This is a genomic window from Cupriavidus sp. Agwp_2 (genome assembly GCF_040784895.1).
Taxonomy (GTDB): Bacteria; Pseudomonadota; Gammaproteobacteria; order Burkholderiales; family Burkholderiaceae; genus Cupriavidus.
This window is the reverse complement of the sequence record NZ_CP088083.1, coordinates 3,607,041-3,624,916: the sequence shown is the minus strand read 5'-3', so window position 1 is coordinate 3,624,916 and position 17,876 is coordinate 3,607,041. Positions and strand designations below refer to the sequence as shown.

Genomic DNA, 17,876 nt, shown 5'->3' with positions numbered 1-17,876 from the left:
GTTCTGGTCCTGCAGGGGGCGGGAAGGGTCTTACGCCGTTTCCACTTCTTCGGTCAGGATGGCCCCTTCGACGTCCTGGGCATCCTCGATGTCCTCGATCGGCTCGAACTCGTTGATGTTGTCGATCTCGGTGCCCATCGCGATATTGGTCACGCGCTCCAGGATCACCTCGACCACCACCGGCACCGAGAACTCGGCCATCAGGTCGCGCGCCTCGGCGAAGGCGGGGGCGATGTCTTCCGGCTTGAACACGCGGATCGCCTTGCAGCCCAGGCCTTCGACAACCTTGACGTGGTCCACGCCGTAGCCGTTCAGCTCGGGCGAGTTGACGTTGTCGAACGCGAGCTGCACGCAGTAGTCCATCTCGAAACCACGCTGTGCCTGGCGGATCAGGCCGAGGTAAGAGTTGTTCACCACCACGTGGATGTACGGCACCTTGAACTGCGCGGCCACGGCCAGCTCTTCGATCATGAACTGGAAGTCGTAGTCGCCCGAGATCGCCACCACGTCCGAGTTCGGCGAAGCGGTCTTCACGCCGATCGCGGCCGGGATGGTCCAGCCCAGCGGGCCGGCCTGGCCGCAGTTGATCCAGTGGCGCGGCTCGTTGACCGACAGGAACTGCGCGGCGGCGATCTGCGACAGGCCAATGGTGCTGACGTAGCGCACGTCGCGCGGGAAGTACTGGTTCATCTCGCGGTACACGCGTTGCGGCTTGACCGGCACGTTGTCGAAGTCGCTCTTGCGCTGCATGGTGCGGCGGCGCTTCTGCACGTCGGCCACCCACGACTTGCGGCACGGCAGGCGGCCGGCCATCTTCATTTCGCGGGCGACTTCAACGAACAGTTCCAGCGCGGCCTTGGCGTCCGAGACGATGCCCAGGTCCGGGCCGAACACGCGGCCGATCTGGGTGGGCTCGATATCGACGTGCACGAACTTGCGGCCCTTGGTGTAGACATCGACGCTGCCGGTGTGGCGGTTGGCCCAGCGGTTGCCGATGCCCATCACGAAGTCCGAAGCCAGCAGCGTGGCGTTGCCATAGCGGTGCGAGGTCTGCAGGCCGACCATGCCGGCTTGCAGCGGGTGGTCATCGGCCAGCACGCCCCAGCCCATCAGCGTCGGCACCACCGGCACGTTGACCAGCTCGGCGAACTCGACCAGCAGTTCCGAAGCGTCAGCGTTGATCACGCCGCCGCCGCACACGATCAGCGGGCGCTCGGCCGCGTTGAGCATGGAGATGGCCTTCTCGATCTGGGCGCGCGAGGCGGCGGGCTTGTACGGCTGCAGCGGCTGGTAGGTGTCGACATCGAATTCGATCTCGGCAACCTGCACGTCGAACGGCAGGTCGATCAGCACGGGGCCCGGACGGCCCGAGCGCATGATGTGGAAGGCTTGCTGGAACACCTGCGGCACCAGCGCCGGCTCGCGCACGGTGACGGCCCACTTGGTCACGGGCTTGGCGATCGACTCGATATCGACGGCCTGGAAGTCTTCCTTGTAAAGGCGGGCGCGCGGGGCCTGGCCGGTGATGCAGAGGATGGGGATCGAATCCGCCCAGGCCGAGTACAGGCCGGTGATCATGTCGGTGCCCGCGGGGCCCGAGGTGCCGACGCAGACGCCGATATTGCCCGGCTCGGCACGGGTGTAGCCCTCGGCCATGTGCGAGGCGCCTTCGACGTGGCGGGCCAGCACGTGGCTGATGTTGCCCGACTTGCGCATCGCCGAGTAGAACGGGTTGATCGCCGCGCCCGGAACGCCGAACGCCGTGGTCACGCCTTCCTTTTCCAGAACCGCGATGGCCGCGTCGATTGCTCTCATCTTTGCCATGATCTTGTCTCCAATGGTGGTGGGATTCGCATTGGAGTCGATCCTATTCCCCCAACCCGGCTGGGATAAACAGAAGGACGATCAGTTGATTCGATACTTCGGGTATGGAATATGGGCTTGGAAGCCTGATGAGACGGTCGCCGATGGCACGCCAGCGTATGCAATTGGATATATGGTGTGATGAAGCGGCCACGTTGCGCAGCAATAGGTACGTGCCGGCACTGCTAGTCGTGGTGACTATCCCGCACGTGCCCCGAGCGGCGAAAATGGCGCCATCCCGTTGCCCATGCCGACCATGTATTCCAGGCTGCCGCCGACCTACGAATTGCTTGAAGCGCTTGAAGCCAGCAGCGCGCCCGCGCCGCCAAAGGAAAGTGCGCCGGCCGGCGGGCTGGCCCGCTTGCTGTGGATCGGCTTTATCGTCGCGCTGGTGGCGACCCTGCTTGGCGGCGGGGCGCTTGCCGTATGGCGGCTGTGGCTGAAGCCCCCGGTGCCACCGTGGTCGCTGCGCGCGTTCGAGGCATCCCTGGCCACGGCGGCCGCCTGCTATGTCGGCGCCGGTGTGGCGCGCTCGCGCTCGGTGCTGGCCAGGCTGCGCAACCCGCTGCGCTGGCAAGCCGCCGAAATGGACCGCCAGCGCACCGCCGAAGATGCGCTGCTGCGGCAGCTGGCGCGCGTCCCGCCGGCGCAGCTGGAGGCGCGGCAGCGTCGCGTGGCCTTGCAGCTGCAGTTATGGGAAGGGGCGGCACGCACGGTAGGGCTACTGCTGGCGCTGGCGCCCGCCGCGGTGGTGCTGGCCAGCGCGTGGCGCGCATTGCCGCGTCCGGAGCAGACGGTGCCGACGCTGCTGTGGGGCTATGGCGTGATGCTGGTCGCTGGCGGCGCCACCTACCTGTACCTGCATGTGCAGTGCAGCCGGCCGCTGCGGCGGCTGGCGTACGTGCTGGGCGAGGCGGCGCGAATGAATGCTGAACTGGACGCGCGGCGCGCGCAACGCGCCGCCGCCCGGCAGGAGGCGTGATCAAGCGGCGTGATCAAGCGGCGTGATCAGGAAGGCGTAATCAGGCCGCGGCGAGATAGGCCTGCACCAGCCGTACCCACGCCGCCGCGCCCAGCGGCAGCACCGCGTCGTTGAAGTCGTAGCCGGGGTTGTGCACCATGCAGCCGCCGAACTCGCCTTCGCCATTGCCAAGGATCAGGTAGCAGCCGGGCACCGCGTTCAGCATCCAGGCAAAGTCTTCGCTGCCGTTGAGGCCCTTCGGCGCCTGCGTGACCACGTTGTCCGCGCCGACCAGCTCGGTGCAGACGCGCTGCGCCAGCAGCGTTTCGGCTTCCGCGTTGACCATCGGCGGCGTCAGCTGGCGGTAGTCGATCTCCGCTTCCACGCCATGCGCCTGCGCGGTCAGTGAAACGACCTCGCGGATGCGCTGCTCGACCAGCGCGCGCGTCTCTGGCCGCGCGGCGCGCACGTTGAGCCCTAGCGTCACGGCTTCCGGAATCACGTTGTGCGTGGCGCCGCCGCGGATAAAGCCGACCGACACCACCGCGGTATCGTCCGGCGCGACATTGCGCGCCACCACGGTCTGCAGCGCGGCGACGATGGCCGCGGCCGCCGCGATCGGGTCGCGCGCGCGGTGCGGCATCGCGCCGTGGCCGCCCACGCCGCGCACGGTCACGTCGGCCACGTCCGACGACAGGCTCACCGGCCCCGGCAGCACGCGGAAGGAACCCGCCGGCACGCCCGGCATGTTGTGCAGCGCGAAGATCGCATCGCACGGGAAGCGCTCGAACAGCCCGTCCTCGATCATCGCGCGCGCACCGCACAGGTTCTCTTCGTCGGGCTGGAAGATCAGGTTGAGCGTGCCGTCGAAATCGGGCTGATCGGCAATCGCCCTGGCCGCCGCCAGCAAAATGGCGGTATGGCCGTCGTGGCCGCACGCGTGCATCTTGCCGGGCACGCGGCTGGCGTAGGGCAGGCCCGTCGCCTCGGTGATCGGCAGCGCGTCCATGTCGGCGCGGATGCCGAGGCGGCGCGTGCCGTTGCCGCGCTTGAGCTGCCCAACCACGCCGCTCTTGCCGATGCCAGTGTGGACCTCGTAGCCCCATTCGGCCAGCAGCGTCGCCACCAGCCTGCTGGTCGCGCCGACCTCAAAGCCCAGCTCGGGCTGCGCGTGGATCTGGCGGCGGATGCCGACGAAGGTCTCGGCGTCGATGCCGATGGCCGGCAGCAGGTGCGGCAGGTACTGGAACGGCTGGAGCGTCGGTGCGCGGGTCATGGGATCGGTCTCCGAAAATGTATAGGGTTCAGTGGGCGCGGCTCAGTGGGCTCGGATCTCGCGGATGCGCAGCACGGCGAGCAGCGTGATCACGCCGCAGACCAGCATGTAGAGGGCCGGCGACATCGGGTTGCCGGTGCGGGCGAGCATCCACGTGACGATGAATTGCGACGAGCCGCCGAACACAGTCACGCCCACGCTGTAGATCACCGACAGGCCGCTGGCGCGCACGCCGGCGGGGAGCATCTCCAGCATCATCAGGAACATCGGCGTGGTGCCCAGGTTGACCAGCGCGGTCAGCAGCGCCGACACGCACAGCACCAGCGGCACGCTCGGGTAGGCATTGATCAGCCAGAACGCCGGGTACACCGCCAGCATGCTGAGCACCAGCGATGCCACCACCAGCGGCTTGCGCGCGACAAGGCGGTCAGCGAGGCGGCCGGCGAACAGCGACACCACCGTCAGCGTCAGCCCGGTGACGCAGCCCGACAGGAACGACAGCGACGCCGGCATATGCAGCACGCGGATCATGTAGGTGGGCATGAAGAACACCACCAGGTACATCGTCGCGGTGCCGGCCGTGGTCGCCAGGATGCCTTTGACCACGGTGGCGCCGTGGTTGCGGAACAGCTCGCCGAGCGGGTTCGGCGCGTGAGCGTCGGCCTGGTGGGTTTCATCGAGGTGCGCGCGGATATACAGCCCCACCGGCGCGATCAGCAGGCCGACCAGGAAGGGCAGGCGCCAGCCCCAGCTTTCCAGCGACGCGGTCGGCAGCACGGCGTACAGCGTGGCGCCGGTCAGCGCGCCCAGCAGCGCCGAGATGCCCTGGCTGCCGAGCTGCCAGCTGACGCGCCAGCCGCGGCCCTTGACCCCGCCTGCCTCCATCAGCATCGCGGTCGAGGCACCGATCTCGCCGCCGAGCGCAAAGCCCTGCAGCAAGCGGCCCGCCACGATCATCAGCGAGCCGACCATGCCGGCCGACGCATACGGCGGCGCCAGCGCGATGAACAGGGTACCCAGCACCATCAGGCCAATGGTCAGCGTCATCGCCGCCTTGCGGCCACGCCGGTCGGCGTAGCTGCCGATCACCACGCCGCCGAGCGGGCGCATCACGAAGCCGATGCCGAAGGTGGCCACTGCCAGCAGCAGCGAGCCGTAGGGGCTGTCGGAGGGGAAGAACAGCTTGCCGATCAGCAGCGAGAAGAAGCTGTAGACGGTGAAGTCGAACATCTCCAGCGCATTGCCCAGCGAGCACGCCGCGATCAGGCGGAACTGGCTCTGGTTGCGGGGCGTGCTTGCGGCTGTGGCGGGGGCGGCCGCAACGCTGGCAGGCGTCACGAGGGTGGCGTCGTTCATGCAAGGTCTCCACGAACTGGTGGGGGGCTGCACGCACGGCGGACCGGTGTTGTCGGGGCCCGGTGAGCAGGATCGGCTCGCGCGGCAGTCAGGTTGGCAACCTGTGGCGCTGAGTATTCAGGCAAACGGACCAGGACAAAAAATCATATATTTTCATCCTGATAACCAGATCGAATCACCGTCATAACCGGGGTCGCCCCGGTATCGGGATAACTACTGAAGGGTGCCCGCAAAGCCTTGGCCGACGCGGCGAAGGGGCGGAAGTGCGGCCTGCGGCGCGCGTCGGCATTTCGCCCGCGGATGGGGCGTGCTGCCCCGCGCCGGGGCATGGCGCACGGCGATGCACGGCACCCTGGAACAGGAAACGGAAACGATGAAGCTGCACCAACTGCGGGTCCTGCTGGCCGTGGCCGAGCACGGCAGCATCCATGAAGCGGCGCGCGCGCTGCATATCTCGCAGCCGGCGCTGTCCAAGGCCATCGCCGAGCTGGAGCGCGAGCTGGGCGTGACGCTGCTGTCGCGCTCGGTGCGCGGCGTCAGCCTGACCGCCTACGGCCTGGCGCTGGTCAAGCGCGCCAGCGTGGTCGAGCAGGAGCTGCGGCACGCGCTGGAAGACATCGAGTCGATCCGCGGCCATGCCGAGGCAGAACTGAACATCGGCTTTACCGCCGTGGCGTCGAGCGGCCCGTTGCCTGCGGCCATCGCGGCATTCCGGCAGCGCTTCCCCAACGTCGCGCTGCGCGGCTTCGAGCTGCGCCCCCAGCAGATCCAGGAAGGGCTGCGCGAGGGGCGGCTCGACCTGGGACTGATCTCCACCAACAGCGGCCCCGGCTCGGCGTCGCTGCAATGGGAGCCGCTGTTCTCGGTCGGCATGAAGCTGGCGGTGCGCGCCGGGCACCCGCTGCGGCGCACACGCCGGCTGCGGCCGCTGCTGGACGCCGACTGGCTGGTGCTCGACCCGGTCGACGATGCCGGCAGCCCGCTCGCCAGCCTGATGCGGCTGCACCGGATGGAAATGCCGCGCCGGGTGGTGCAGAGCGCGTCCAACCTGCTTGGGCTGCAGCTGGCCACGCGCACTGACCTGATCAGCATGTGGTCGGACTTTGTCTTCCACGGCACTGGCGGCCCGCTGCAACTGGCCAGCGACCAGCTGGTGCCGCTGCCGATCCAGGACGAGTTGCCGGATTTTCGCGTGTTCCTGGTTTATCGCTCGGTCGACCTGATGACGCATGTTTGCGCCGAATTCAGCCGCGAAGTGCGCCACTGTGCCCGTGAGCGCCGCGATGCGCCGCCCGCCATGCGCCGGGCCCGATCCGCTTCATAAGCGCCGCCGGGGTGCCACGGCGGCGCCGATGCCGCACAATGGCGCCCGGGAGACTGATATCCGATGGACAAACTCAAGCAAATCGAAGCCTTTATCGCCGTGGTGGAGCACGGCAGCATGGCCGCCGCGGCGCTGACGCAGAACGTCACGCCGGTGATGATCGGCCGCCGCATCAACGCACTGGAAGCGCGCATCGGCGTCAAGCTGCTGCACCGCTCCACCCGCCGCATCGCCGTGACCGAGCAGGGCGCGGTGTTCATGGAGCAGTGCAAGAAGGCGCTGTCCGACCTGGACCGCGCCGAGATGCTGATCGCCGAAGGCAAGCACAAGGCCACCGGCCACCTGATCGTGTCGGCGCCGGCCGCGTTCGGCCGCAAGCACGTGGCGCCGCACGCGCCGGCCTTCCTGGCCGCCAACCCGGAAGTGCAGATCTCGTTCAACCTGACCGACCGCGTGGTCGACCTGGTGCGCGAGGGCTATGACGTGGGTATCCGCATTGGCGGCGCGATCGACCCCAACTTCGTCGCGATCAAGCTGGCGCAGAACAAGCGCGTGGTGTGCGGCACGCCGGCTTACTTCGCCAGGTACGGCGTGCCGCAGACGCTGGACGACCTGGAGCACCATAACTGCCTGGCATTCAACCTGCAGGGCGGGCAGCAGCGCGGCTGGTACTTCAGCCAGAATGGCAAGGCCGTGACGGTGCGGGTCAATGGCAACCTCGACTGCAACGATGGCGAACTGCTGCACCGCTGGACCGGCGAGGGGCTGGGGCTGGGCTGGCGCTCGACCTGGGAAATCCTGCCGCAGCTGGAGAGCGGCGAACTGATTACAGTGCTCGACGAGTACGCGCTGCCCGACTACGACATCCTCGCGGTGTACCCGCAGCAGCGCCCGGTGCCGGCCAAGATCCGCTTCTTTATCGAGCACCTGAAAGCGCAGTTCGCGCGCCCCGGCTACTGGATGGCCGGCGGCAACGGCGACTGAGGGCGGCCGGGCGCAACGAATCGAGACGCCATGGCAGCCTGGCTGGCCGACCTCGTCGTCATCGTGCACGGCCTGTTTATCGTGTTCGTGGTGGCCGGCGGCCTGCTGGTGCTGCGTTGGCCGCGACTGGCGTGGGTACACCTGCCCGCCGCGGCGTGGGGCGTGCTGATCGAGTGGTCCGGGTGGATCTGCCCGCTGACGCCGCTGGAGAATGCGTTGCGTCGTGCCGCGGGCGAAGCGGGCTACAGCGGGGGCTTTGTCGAGCGCTACCTGTTGCCGCTGATCTATCCGGCGGGCCTGACGCCCGCCGTGCAACTGTGGCTCGGCCTGGTGGTGCTGGTGGTCAACCTGGCGGTCTACGCGGTGTGGTGGCGCCGCCGGCGCCGCCACTGAGCTGCAGGCTTCAACGCGCCGGGTTAAAGCGCGGCGCGCGTTTCTCCATGTTGGCCAGCACCGCCTCGCGCTGGTTGGGCGAGCCGACCAGCCGGTCCTGTTCGTCCGATTCGGCCTGCAGGATGGCGGCATTGTCGCCGCGCTCGACCACGGCCATCAGCCGCTTGGCCGCGCGCACCGCATCCGGGTTCTTCTGCGCCACCTGGCGCGCCGCCTCCAGCGCCGCGGCGCGCGGGTCGTCGGCGACGTAGGTGGCGAGCCCCAGTTCGCATGCTTCGGTGCCGCTGAGCACGCGCGCGCTGTAGACCAGTTCGCGCAGCACGTCAGGGCGAACCAGCCCGCGCGTCAGCACCATGCCGGCCATGTCCGGCACCAGCCCCCACTTCATCTCCATTACCGACAACTTCGTATCGGGCGCGACGTAGCGCACGTCGGCGCCCAGCGCCACCTGGAGGCCACCGCCGAAGGCCACGCCGTGCACCGCCGCGAACACCGGCACCGGCAGCTCGCGCCACACCATGCAGGCATATTGCGGGCGGTTGGAAATGCCGTTGGTGCGCTTGCCGAGCCGGCCGCCGCCGATGCTGTCGCTTTCGCTTTCGCTGCTGCCGCCATCGCCGGACAGCATGCCGGCCATGCGGCCCATGTCCAGGCCCGCGCAAAAGGCGCGGCCTTCGCCCGACAGCACCACGGCGCGCAGGTCCTGCATGCGTGCCAGTTGCTCGCCGGTTTCGATCAGCGCATCGAACATCGCCTGGTCGAGCGCATTCATCTTGTCGGGACGGTTCAGGCGGACGTCGGCGACGCCGCCTTCGATGGTGACGATGATCCGTTCATTGCTGCTGGCGCTCATGCGCGGGCTCCTTGGGTTTGGTGTTGCCGGTTCAGGCGCTGCGGGCCGTGTCGACGGTCGGCAGCACGTAGTCGCGACGGACGGTCTTGCATGAGACCAAGCATGATGTCTCCCAGGTGCTGTTTCCCTTGCCCCGGCGACGTCCGTCGCCGGGGGTGCTGCAAACGTGCTGCGAACGTGCTGCAAACGGCGAGGGCGCTGCTCAGCGGCCCTTGAACTGCGGCTTGCGCTTCTCGATGAAGGCGGCGACGCCTTCCTTGCAGTCTTCGCTGCGGCTGGCGCGCGATTGCAGCGTGGCTTCGACTTCCAGTTGCGCGGCGAGATCGTTGCCGAAGCTCTGGTTCAGGGCTTCCTTGATCATGCCGTAGGCCAGCGTCGGCATGGCGGCGAGGTGGTGCGCGAGCTTGCCGGCTTCATCCTGCAGCGCGCCATCGTCATGGACCTTCCACACCAGGCCGATGCGGTGCGCCTCCTCGGCGTCGATCTTCTCGGCCAGCATGGCCAGCGCACGGGCGCGCATCTCGCCGGCGTAGCGCGGCAGGAAGTAGGTGCTGCCGGCATCGGGAATCAGGCCGATCTTGGAGAATGCCTGCAGGAAGCTGGCCGAGCGGCCCGCCAGCACCACGTCGCCGGCCAGCGCCAGGCTCATGCCGGCACCGGCGGCGACACCGTTGACCGCGGTGATGACCGGCTTGGGCATCTGGCGCAGCGCCAGGATGATCGGGTGATAGCGCTCGCGCAGCATCTGGCCGGAATCCTGGATGCCGTTGCCGCCAGCCTGGCGCGCCGCGAGGTCGGCGCCGGCGCAGAAACCGCGGCCCGCGCCGGTGATCAGTACGGCGCGCACTTCGGCGTCGGCGGCGGCGCGATCCACGCCTTCACGCAGGTCGCGCATCAGGTCGGCGTTCATCGCGTTGAGTACGTCCGGGCGGTTCAGGGTCAGCGTCGCCACGCCTGCGCTGGATTGGTAGAGCACGGATGCTGTCATCGTTGGATCTCCATGAATCGTTGTGGTTGCTCTTGTGTATTTGTCGGGTCGGGTATCAGCGGTTGGGCTTGAGCGCATCGGCCGATGCGTCGCCCAGCTTGCTGCCGCCATCGCAGTCGAGGATGGTGCCGGTCACGTAGTGCGCGTTGTCGCTGCTCAGGTACATCGCCGCGTCGGCGATATCGTCCTTGGTGCCGTAGTCGCGCAGCGCCAGGCGGGCCTTGTAGCGCGCCTCGACCTCCGTCGTCGGCGCCAGCCGCGCCATGCCTTCGGTATCGGCGATCGGGCCGGGCGAGATGCCGTTCACGCGCACGCCGGCCGGGCCCCATTCCATTGCCAGGCACTTGATCAGCATGTTGATGCCGGCCTTGGCCGCGCAGGCGTGGGCCTGGAACATCATGGCGTTGACGCCTTGCGGCGCGGTGATCGCGATCAGCGATGCGCCCGGCTTGCTCAGGTAGTCGAAGCTGGCGCGGAACACGTTGAAGGTGCCGAGCAGGTCGATGTCGACCACGGTCTTGAACGCATTGGCCGACATGCCGACCACTGGTGCCAGGAAGTTGCCGGCGGCCCCGGAGATCACCACGTCGATCGGGCCGAGCTCCTGGCGCGTGCGCGCCAGTGCCGCTTCCACCGCGGCATAGTCGCGAACGTCGGCCGCCATGCCAATCGCGGTGCCGCCCGCGGCGGCGATGCCTTCGGCAGCGGCCTGGATGCGGTCCTCGGTGCGGCTGATCAGCGCCAGCTTGGCGCCGGCGCGGGCGAAGCCGTGCGCGATGCCGAGGTTGATGCCGGAAGAAGCACCGGCGATGAATACGGTCTTGCCGGCGAAGGCGTCTGCGCGGAAGGCACTGGGCATGGTTAGTCCTCTTGATCGATGGTCAGGGCAATGCGAGGGGCGGACGCACCCGCCAGAAGCGGGGCGGGGCGCTCAGGAAACGAAAACCGGGAGAGGGTGCGAACGCAGGCCGGACGGCCGCGCGGGCGCGGTGCGATCACGCATGATGGGTCTCCATGACGGTTGTTCTGGTGCGCGTCCGCGGCGATGCCGCGGCGCAGGCCTCTGTATTGGGCCCTCGCGATCCTAACCTGAAGGACGCGTTCGGTTATGGCCGCTTTCCGCCAGCGCTGGAGCTGTGTGGCGCGGCAATGTGCGTGACCCCGCACGACCTGCCGGCTGCCCGCGTTTGCGCAAGTGATTGGCCGGAAAGGGAAAATGCCGCGCGGCGGCATCGTTTGCCGGGGCCCGCGGGCCGGCGACGCTCAGCGCCGCAAAAGCCAGCCCTCAGAAAAAAGAAAGCCCGCACACCGTTGCAGCGTGCGGGCGGCCTTCCGGCAATGATGCGCGGAAGGCGGAGTGCTCATGAAGTGCGCCCCCGCGTCTTCATGGCGAGGACAAGTGTGCCCCGGCGCGGCCCAAGCCGCTTTGACTCACGTCAAGCGCTGCTCAACGGCCGACTCTGGTCCTACGCCAGCAGCGCCGCGACCAGGTCCTTGCCCCGCGCCACCGGCGGGGTTTCCTCGAAATGCAGCGCGCCTTCGACATGGCCGAGGTGGTCCACCATCAGCGCGACGGCGCGCTCGACATCGCCAGCCCGCGCGGCCTCGATGAACTCGCGATGCTCGTCCGACGAGCACGCCGCATCGCGCCGCGACTGGTACAGCATGGTGATGACCGCGCTGCGCGCCGACAGCTCGCGCATCATCTCGGTCAGCACGCCGTTGCCCACCACCTCGGCCAGCACGATATGGAAATCGCCCAGCAGACGGGTGCGCACCTGCGCATCGTTGCCGCCCAGCGACTTGCGCTCGGCGGCCAGGTGCTTGTCGATGCGTTTGTAGTCGGCCGCGGTGGCCTTGGCGACGAACTCTCGCGCCAGCGCCGCTTCCAGGATGCGGCGCACGGCGAAGACCTCGCGCGCCTCTTCCGCGCTGGGCTTGGCGACGAACGCCCCTTTGTCCGGCACGATCTGGATGACCTTGTCCTTGCTCAGCATCAGCAGCGCCGCGCGCACCTTGGTGCGGCTGACGCGGTAGACGCTGGCCAGCGCCTCCTCGCGCAGCTTGGTGCCGGGCGGCAGGCGGTGCGAGACGATCGCCGCGACGATGTCTTCGGCGATCGCTTCGGCGGTCATGTCAGGATCGATATGCTCGGGCATGGCAGCGCACTTGCGCAGGGGCTGCGCGTTGGGGAGATGCCGTGATTCTAGCGCCCCGCGACGGTGCCGGGCACGGCGGCCGGCGAAGCGGCAGCGGCCACGTCCTCTGCCATCGCGGCCAGGCCGGCATCGAGGTCGGTCGCCTCGATGGTGCCATTGAGCACGCCATGCGCCCGCGCCCGGTCGATATCCTTCTCCCACGCGGCCACCACCACGGTCGCCACGCAGTTGCCGATCAGGTTGCCGAGCGCGCGCGCGATGCCGATAAACCAGTCCACCGACAGCACCAGCACCAGGCCGATCGCCGGGATTGCCGGATGCGCCGACAGCGTCGCCGCCAGGATCACGATGGCCGAGCCCGGAATGCCGTGCGCGCCCTTGGAGGTGACCAGCGCCACCGCCAGGATGCCGAGCAGGTCGCCCATCGCCAGCGGCGTGTTGGTTGCCTGCGCGATGAACACCGCGGCCAGCGTCAGGTAGATCGAGAACGCGTCCAGGTTGAACGAATAGCCGGTCGGGATCACCAGGCCCACCACGGACTTCTTGATACCCATGAACTCCAGCTTCTTCATCACCTGCGGCAGCACGCTGTCGGACGAGGCCGTGCCCAGCACCACCAGCAGCTCGGCGCGCAGGTAGCGGATCAGCTTGATCACCGAGAAGCCGCACACGCGCATGATGGTGCCCAGCACCACCAGCACGAACACGATCACCGCGCCGTAGAACAGGAACACCAGGAAGCCCAGTTGCTTGAGCGAGCCGATGCCGTACTTGCCGACGGTGAAGGCCACCGCGCCCAGCACGCCCAGCGGCGCCAGCTTGATGATGAAGCCCATCATCTTGAACAGCGTGTGCGAGAACGTGTCGATCAGCCTGACCAGCGGCCTGCCCGGCTCGCCCACCAGCGACAGCGCGCAGCCGAACAGGATCGACACCAGCAGCACCTGCAGCACGTCGCCGTTGGCAAAGGCGCCGAACACGGTATTGGGGATCAGCTTGAGCAGGAAGTCGACCGTGCCCTGGTCTTTCACCTTGGTGGCGTTGTCGATAAAACCGGCAATGGCCGACGCGTCGAGCGAGCGCGGATCCACGTTCATGCCGACGCCGGGCTGGAACACATAAGCCAGGAGAATGCCCAGCGCCAGCGCGATGGTGGTGACGATCTCGAAGTACACCACCGCCTTGATGCCGACGCGGCCGACCTTCTTCAGCTCGCCGGCGCCGCAGATGCCGGCCACCACCACGCAGAACACGATCGGGCCGATCAGCATCTTGATCAGCTTGATAAAGGCGTCGCCGAGCGGCTTGAGCTTGGCTGCGAATTCGGGGAAGGCAAGGCCGAGTGCGGTGCCGATCACCAGGGCGATCAGCACCTGGCCGAACAGCGAACGGGTAAAGCGGGTGTGCAGGCGTGGTGTGCCCGGGCGGTTCTGCGAGGGAACTGCGTGCTGCATGGTTGTCTCCGTGCCGGGCCGGTCCTGTGCATGTGCGCTGGCTGGCCCATTTCGATCCAGGAATCACCGGCGGCCCCGTACTGCTCTGACGGCTGGGTGGGCTGCCGGCCTTACGTCTCGGGCGGGGCTCCGGGTCGGGAGCGCGCCACCGCGCGGACAGCCCCCCTGTTGGGGCGGAATCCACGCAATCCGTTGTCCGGACCGGATTGTCCGCAGCGGATTGTCTGAACGTGGAACCGAATATAGTGCATATCATTTTTGTATGCAATTTTTGAATTCACTGTGCTACCATGAATCGCACAGAATAGAGCTTCGGCCTGGGCGTCCCGCCCGCACTGGCACCCCGCCAGCCACGCCGCCGCGGCTTTCAAGTACATCCAGCAGGAGACACGCATGGCAGCAAATCCGTCGTCGGCCAGCATGCCGACAACCGCGCCGGCAGCCGCAGAGGTAGGCACGCGCATCATGGCCTGGGCCGATACCCTGGCCGTCCACACCGAGCAGCCCGGCATGCTCACCCGCACCTACCTGACCGAGGCCCACCACGGCGCCGCCGCGCAGCTGACCGAATGGATGCAGCAAGCCGGCATGACGGTGCGGCGCGATGCCGCCGGCAACGTGATCGGCCGCTATGAGGGCACCACGCCGGACGCGCCGGCGCTGCTGACCGGCTCGCACTTCGACACCGTGCGCGACGGCGGCCGCTATGACGGCAACCTGGGCGTGATCCTGCCGATTGCCTGTGTGGCCGAGTGGAACCGCCAGGGCAAGCGCTTCCCGTTCGCGCTCGAAGTAGTCGGCTTTGCCGAGGAAGAGGGCGTGCGCTTCAAGGCAACGCTGCTGGGCAGCCGCGCCATTGCCGGTACCTTCGACAACAAGGTGCTGGACAATGTCGACGACAGCGGCAAGACCATGCGCGAAGTGATGCGCGAGGCTGGCTTCGACGCCGCCGACCTGCCTGCCGCCAAGCATGACCGCAGCAAGGTTGCCGCTTTCATCGAGGTGCATATCGAGCAGGGTCCGGTGCTGCTGAACGAGGGCCTGCCGGTCGGCGTGGTCACCGCGATCTCTGGCGCCACGCGCTTTATCGTCGAACTGGAAGGCCTGGCTGGCCACGCCGGCACGGTGCCGATGGACATGCGCCGCGATGCCGCCATGGCCGGTGCCGAAATCGGCCTGTACATTGAAAAGCGCTGCGGCGGCAAGCCGGGCCTGGTCGGCACCGTCGGCCAGTTCAACGTGCCGAATGGCGCCACCAACGTGGTGCCGGGCCACGCGGTGTTTTCCATCGACATTCGCTCGGGCATCGACGCCGAGCGCGAGGCCGCCGTCAACGACGTGCTGGCCGAGATCGAACGCGTGTGCGCGCGCCGCAACGTGCGCGTGCAAGTGCGCAAGACCCACGAGGCGAACAGCGTGCCTTGCGCCCCGTGGCTGCAAGAGCAATGGGCCGCCGCCATCGCCCGCCAGGGCGTGCCCGTGCGCCATCTGCCGTCCGGTGCCGGCCATGACTCCATGGCCATTGCCGCCATCGCCGATGTCGCCATGCTGTTCGTGCGCTGCGGCAACGGCGGCATCAGCCACCATCCCACCGAAACCATGACCGCCGAGGACGCAGCACTGTCCGCGCGCGTGTTCAGCGATTTCGTCGAGCACTTCCGGCTGCAGCAGTAAGCCAGCGCCCGCAAGCCCACCCGAACCCTCCTGAGAAGTTACGAGAACAAGTCATGACCGCACGAGACAATATGAACCCCACCGAAACCACGCTGACGCAGTTCATCGACCAGCACCGCCCGCAGCAGGAAGCCTTCCTGGCCGAGCTGGTCAAGGTGCCCTCGGACAACCCGGCAGGCGATTGCGATGCCCACGGCAAGCGCGCCAGGGAACTGCTGGAGGGTCTGGGCTTTGCCGTGGAGGCGCACAAGGTCCCCGACGCGCAGGTGAAGGCAGCCGGCATGATCAGCGCCACCAACCTGATCGTGCGCAAGCAGTTCGGCACGGGCGGCCCGACCATCGCCATGAACGCCCACGGCGACGTGGTGCCCCCGGGCCTGGGCTGGACCAAGGATCCGTACGGCGGCGAGATTGCCGACAGCGAGCACGGCCCGGTCATGTACGGCCGCGGCGTGGCGGTGTCCAAGTCGGACTTCGCCACCTACACCTACGCCGTGCTGGCGCTGATGGAAGCCGAAAAGCAGGGCGCCACGATCAACGGCGCGGTCGAACTGCAGTTCACCTATGACGAGGAAACCGGCGGCGACATCGGTCCCAAGTTCCTGCTCGACAACAACCTGAGCAAGGCCGACTACGCCATCTCGGCCGGCTTCTCGTACGGCATCACCTCGTCGCACAACGGCTGCCTGCACGTCGAAGTGACGGTCAAGGGCAAGCAAGGCCACGCCGCCATGCCGCACACCGGCGTCGACGCGATTGAAGCCGCCACCCATATCCTGCAAGCCATCTACGGCCTGCGTGCCGAGCTGGCCACGCGCAAGTCGAAGGTGCCTGGCATCGACACCGCCACGCTGAACGTCGGCCTGATCAAGGGCGGCATCAACACCAACGTGGTGCCTGACCTGGTGACCTTCCGCGTTGACCGCCGCATGATCCCCGAGGAAATCGGCTTCGACGCCGAAGGCGAAATCCGCGCCGTGGTCGAGAAGGCCGCCAAGGACCGCCCGGGCATCGAAGTGAAGGTCGAGCGCATCATCCTGGCCGAGCCGCTGTCGGAACTGCCGGGCGTCGAGAAGCTGATTGGTGCCCTGAAGAGCCGTGCCGAGTCGGTGTTCGGCGTGGAAATCCCGGTGCAGGGCGTGCCGCTCTACACCGATGCCCGCCACTACACCAAGCGCGGCATTCCGACGGTGCTGTACGGTGCCGGCCCGCGCACGCTGATGGAAGCACGTGGCCACAACTCGGACGAGAACCTGCGCCTGAACGACCTGAACCGTGCGACCAAGGTGGTGGCGCTGGCGTTGTCGGACCTGATGAAGTAAGCGAGTCGTTCCGGACGACTGTCATCGGCATTGCTCGCTTGCAGCATGAAAACGCCACGGGCATTGCCGTGGCGTTTTTTTGTTTCTTCAGCGAGAGCTACCAGAGGATGGCGGCCAGTTGTCGCGATGTGTGCCGCTTCCGCCTACTCCGGCAGCGTCTTCGCCCCCGTCCCCAGCATCCGCTGCATCAACACCGTATCGATCCACTGCCCATGCTTATAGCCGACCGCTTCCAGCCGGCCCACGGTTTGAAACCCCAGCCGCTCATGCACCGCCACCGAGCCAGCACCTTCGCCACTGGCGGTGCAGGCGACCACCGCGACCATCTGGCGCCACGGCCCGGTCTCGCAGCGCGCGATCAGCGCTGACAGCAGCGCCTGTCCCAATCCCTCGCCCACGCAGCGGTGGTCGATATAGATCGAATCCTCGATAGCGAAGCGGTAGGCGCTGCGGGTGCGGTAGGCCGACGCATAGGCGTAGCCCAGCACCTCGCCATCGCGCTCCGCGACCAGGTAGGGCAGGTTCTTGCGGTGCACCTCGGCGAAGCGCAGGCGCATGTCGTCGACGGTCGGCGGCACTTCCTCGAATGAAGCGCGGCCGTGCAGGACATGGTGCGCGTAGATGGCGTGGATGGCCGGCACGTCGGCGGCGGTGGCGTCGCGCAGCGTGAACGGCTTGCGGGCGGGGACAGGACGTTTGGTGGCGGTAGCGGTTGTCATTGCGGAAGCAAGGCCTGTGGCCGGATGCATGGACTTGGGGCAACGCAGGATGCGTGCCCGACACTTGTGGCTTTGTACCTGCGCGCAGCCCGTTGTGTTGTATATAGTGCCGTTGGATTTGCACCGCATTAGTGCCACCGCCCAAGCGTGGGGCGCCCATCAACAAGAAAGGACACCTGCCATGATCACGATCTACCACAACCCCCGCTGCTCCAAGTCGCGCGAAACGCTTGCCATGGTCGAAGAAGCCGCCGGGCGCCTGGGTGAGCCGGTGGAAATCGTGGAGTACCTGAAGAACCCGCCGTCCGTGCCGGCGCTGCGACAGCTCAACACCATGCTGGGCGTGCCGGTGCGCGAGATGATCCGCGACAACGAGGCGCCTTACGCCGAACTCGGCCTGGCCGATCCCGGCCTGACCGATGCCGAGCTGCTGGCCGCCGTGGCCGATAACCCGATCCTGCTGCAGCGCCCGGTGGTCGTGCGCAACCGCCGCGCCGCCATCGGCCGCCCGCCCGAAAACGTAGTGCCGCTGCTGGCCTGAACCGGCCGC

Annotated in this window: 16 protein-coding genes; 7 read left to right on the top strand and 9 right to left on the bottom strand. The window is 67.6% G+C overall.

Annotation, left to right across the window (positions count from 1 at the left end; genetic code table 11):
* Positions 1-30: 30 nt before the first annotated feature.
* Positions 31-1,824, bottom strand: coding sequence for a glyoxylate carboligase (gcl, locus tag LPA45_RS17030; RefSeq protein ID WP_116319979.1), 1,794 nt, complete (start codon positions 1,822-1,824; stop codon positions 31-33).
* A gap of 286 nt (positions 1,825-2,110) precedes the next feature.
* On the opposite strand from gcl, the gene LPA45_RS17025 reads away from it, so the two are divergent.
* Positions 2,111-2,845: a hypothetical protein gene (locus LPA45_RS17025; protein ID WP_376790618.1), complete on the top strand. Its 735-nt coding sequence runs from the start codon at positions 2,111-2,113 to the stop codon at positions 2,843-2,845.
* Between the two features lie 40 nt (positions 2,846-2,885).
* On the opposite strand, the gene LPA45_RS17020 is transcribed toward LPA45_RS17025, so the two are convergent.
* Together LPA45_RS17020 and LPA45_RS17015 are read right to left on the bottom strand one after the other, a co-directional pair.
* Complete coding sequence (locus LPA45_RS17020; protein WP_367394657.1) at positions 2,886-4,100, bottom strand: M20 aminoacylase family protein; 1,215 nt, start codon at positions 4,098-4,100, stop codon at positions 2,886-2,888.
* A 42-nt stretch (positions 4,101-4,142) separates the two neighbouring features.
* Positions 4,143-5,456, bottom strand: a complete 1,314-nt coding sequence (locus tag LPA45_RS17015; protein ID WP_367394656.1) for an MFS transporter — start codon at positions 5,454-5,456, stop codon at positions 4,143-4,145.
* 373 nt (positions 5,457-5,829) lie between these two features.
* On the opposite strand from LPA45_RS17015, the gene LPA45_RS17010 reads away from it, so the two are divergent.
* The 3 genes from LPA45_RS17010 (at position 5,830) to LPA45_RS17000 (ending at position 8,157) form a co-directional block, all read left to right on the top strand.
* Complete coding sequence (locus LPA45_RS17010; protein WP_116319976.1) at positions 5,830-6,780, top strand: LysR family transcriptional regulator; 951 nt, start codon at positions 5,830-5,832, stop codon at positions 6,778-6,780.
* 63 nt (positions 6,781-6,843) lie between these two features.
* Positions 6,844-7,764: a LysR family transcriptional regulator gene (locus tag LPA45_RS17005; protein WP_116319975.1), complete on the top strand. Its 921-nt coding sequence runs from the start codon at positions 6,844-6,846 to the stop codon at positions 7,762-7,764.
* Positions 7,765-7,794: 30 nt separating this feature from the next.
* Complete coding sequence (locus LPA45_RS17000; RefSeq protein ID WP_367394655.1) at positions 7,795-8,157, top strand: DUF2784 domain-containing protein; 363 nt, start codon at positions 7,795-7,797, stop codon at positions 8,155-8,157.
* A 10-nt stretch (positions 8,158-8,167) separates the two neighbouring features.
* Here the strand turns inward: LPA45_RS17000 and LPA45_RS16995 are convergent, their stop codons facing one another.
* From LPA45_RS16995 to LPA45_RS16975, 5 genes are all read right to left on the bottom strand, one after another.
* Positions 8,168-9,010 carry a crotonase/enoyl-CoA hydratase family protein gene (locus LPA45_RS16995; RefSeq protein ID WP_367394654.1) on the bottom strand — a complete coding sequence of 281 codons (843 nt, stop codon included), beginning with the start codon at positions 9,008-9,010 and terminating at the stop codon, positions 8,168-8,170.
* Between the two features lie 202 nt (positions 9,011-9,212).
* The gene (locus LPA45_RS16990) at positions 9,213-9,998 is read right to left on the bottom strand and encodes an enoyl-CoA hydratase-related protein (protein ID WP_116319972.1); all 786 of its coding nucleotides are present in this window, start codon (positions 9,996-9,998) and stop codon (positions 9,213-9,215) included.
* 55 nt (positions 9,999-10,053) lie between these two features.
* Complete coding sequence (locus LPA45_RS16985; RefSeq protein ID WP_367394653.1) at positions 10,054-10,857, bottom strand: SDR family oxidoreductase; 804 nt, start codon at positions 10,855-10,857, stop codon at positions 10,054-10,056.
* A 607-nt stretch (positions 10,858-11,464) separates the two neighbouring features.
* Positions 11,465-12,157 carry a GntR family transcriptional regulator gene (locus LPA45_RS16980; protein ID WP_116319970.1) on the bottom strand — a complete coding sequence of 231 codons (693 nt, stop codon included), beginning with the start codon at positions 12,155-12,157 and terminating at the stop codon, positions 11,465-11,467.
* 47 nt (positions 12,158-12,204) lie between these two features.
* Entirely contained in the window at positions 12,205-13,611 is a 1,407-nt protein-coding gene (locus LPA45_RS16975) for a C4-dicarboxylate transporter DctA (protein ID WP_116319969.1), read from the bottom strand.
* Positions 13,612-14,004: 393 nt separating this feature from the next.
* Between LPA45_RS16975 and LPA45_RS16970 the strand changes: the two genes are divergently transcribed.
* Together LPA45_RS16970 and LPA45_RS16965 are read left to right on the top strand one after the other, a co-directional pair.
* The gene (locus LPA45_RS16970) at positions 14,005-15,285 is read left to right on the top strand and encodes an allantoate amidohydrolase (RefSeq protein WP_116319968.1); all 1,281 of its coding nucleotides are present in this window, start codon (positions 14,005-14,007) and stop codon (positions 15,283-15,285) included.
* Positions 15,286-15,356: 71 nt separating this feature from the next.
* The gene (locus LPA45_RS16965) at positions 15,357-16,607 is read left to right on the top strand and encodes a M20/M25/M40 family metallo-hydrolase (RefSeq protein ID WP_233528163.1); all 1,251 of its coding nucleotides are present in this window, start codon (positions 15,357-15,359) and stop codon (positions 16,605-16,607) included.
* 143 nt (positions 16,608-16,750) lie between these two features.
* Here LPA45_RS16965 and LPA45_RS16960 read toward each other — a convergent pair whose 3' ends face one another.
* The gene (locus tag LPA45_RS16960; protein ID WP_116319966.1) at positions 16,751-17,326 is read right to left on the bottom strand and encodes a GNAT family N-acetyltransferase; all 576 of its coding nucleotides are present in this window, start codon (positions 17,324-17,326) and stop codon (positions 16,751-16,753) included.
* Positions 17,327-17,507: 181 nt separating this feature from the next.
* On the opposite strand from LPA45_RS16960, the gene arsC reads away from it, so the two are divergent.
* Complete coding sequence (gene arsC, locus LPA45_RS16955) at positions 17,508-17,867, top strand: arsenate reductase (glutaredoxin) (protein WP_116319965.1); 360 nt, start codon at positions 17,508-17,510, stop codon at positions 17,865-17,867.
* The last annotated feature ends 9 nt before the right edge of the window (positions 17,868-17,876 follow it).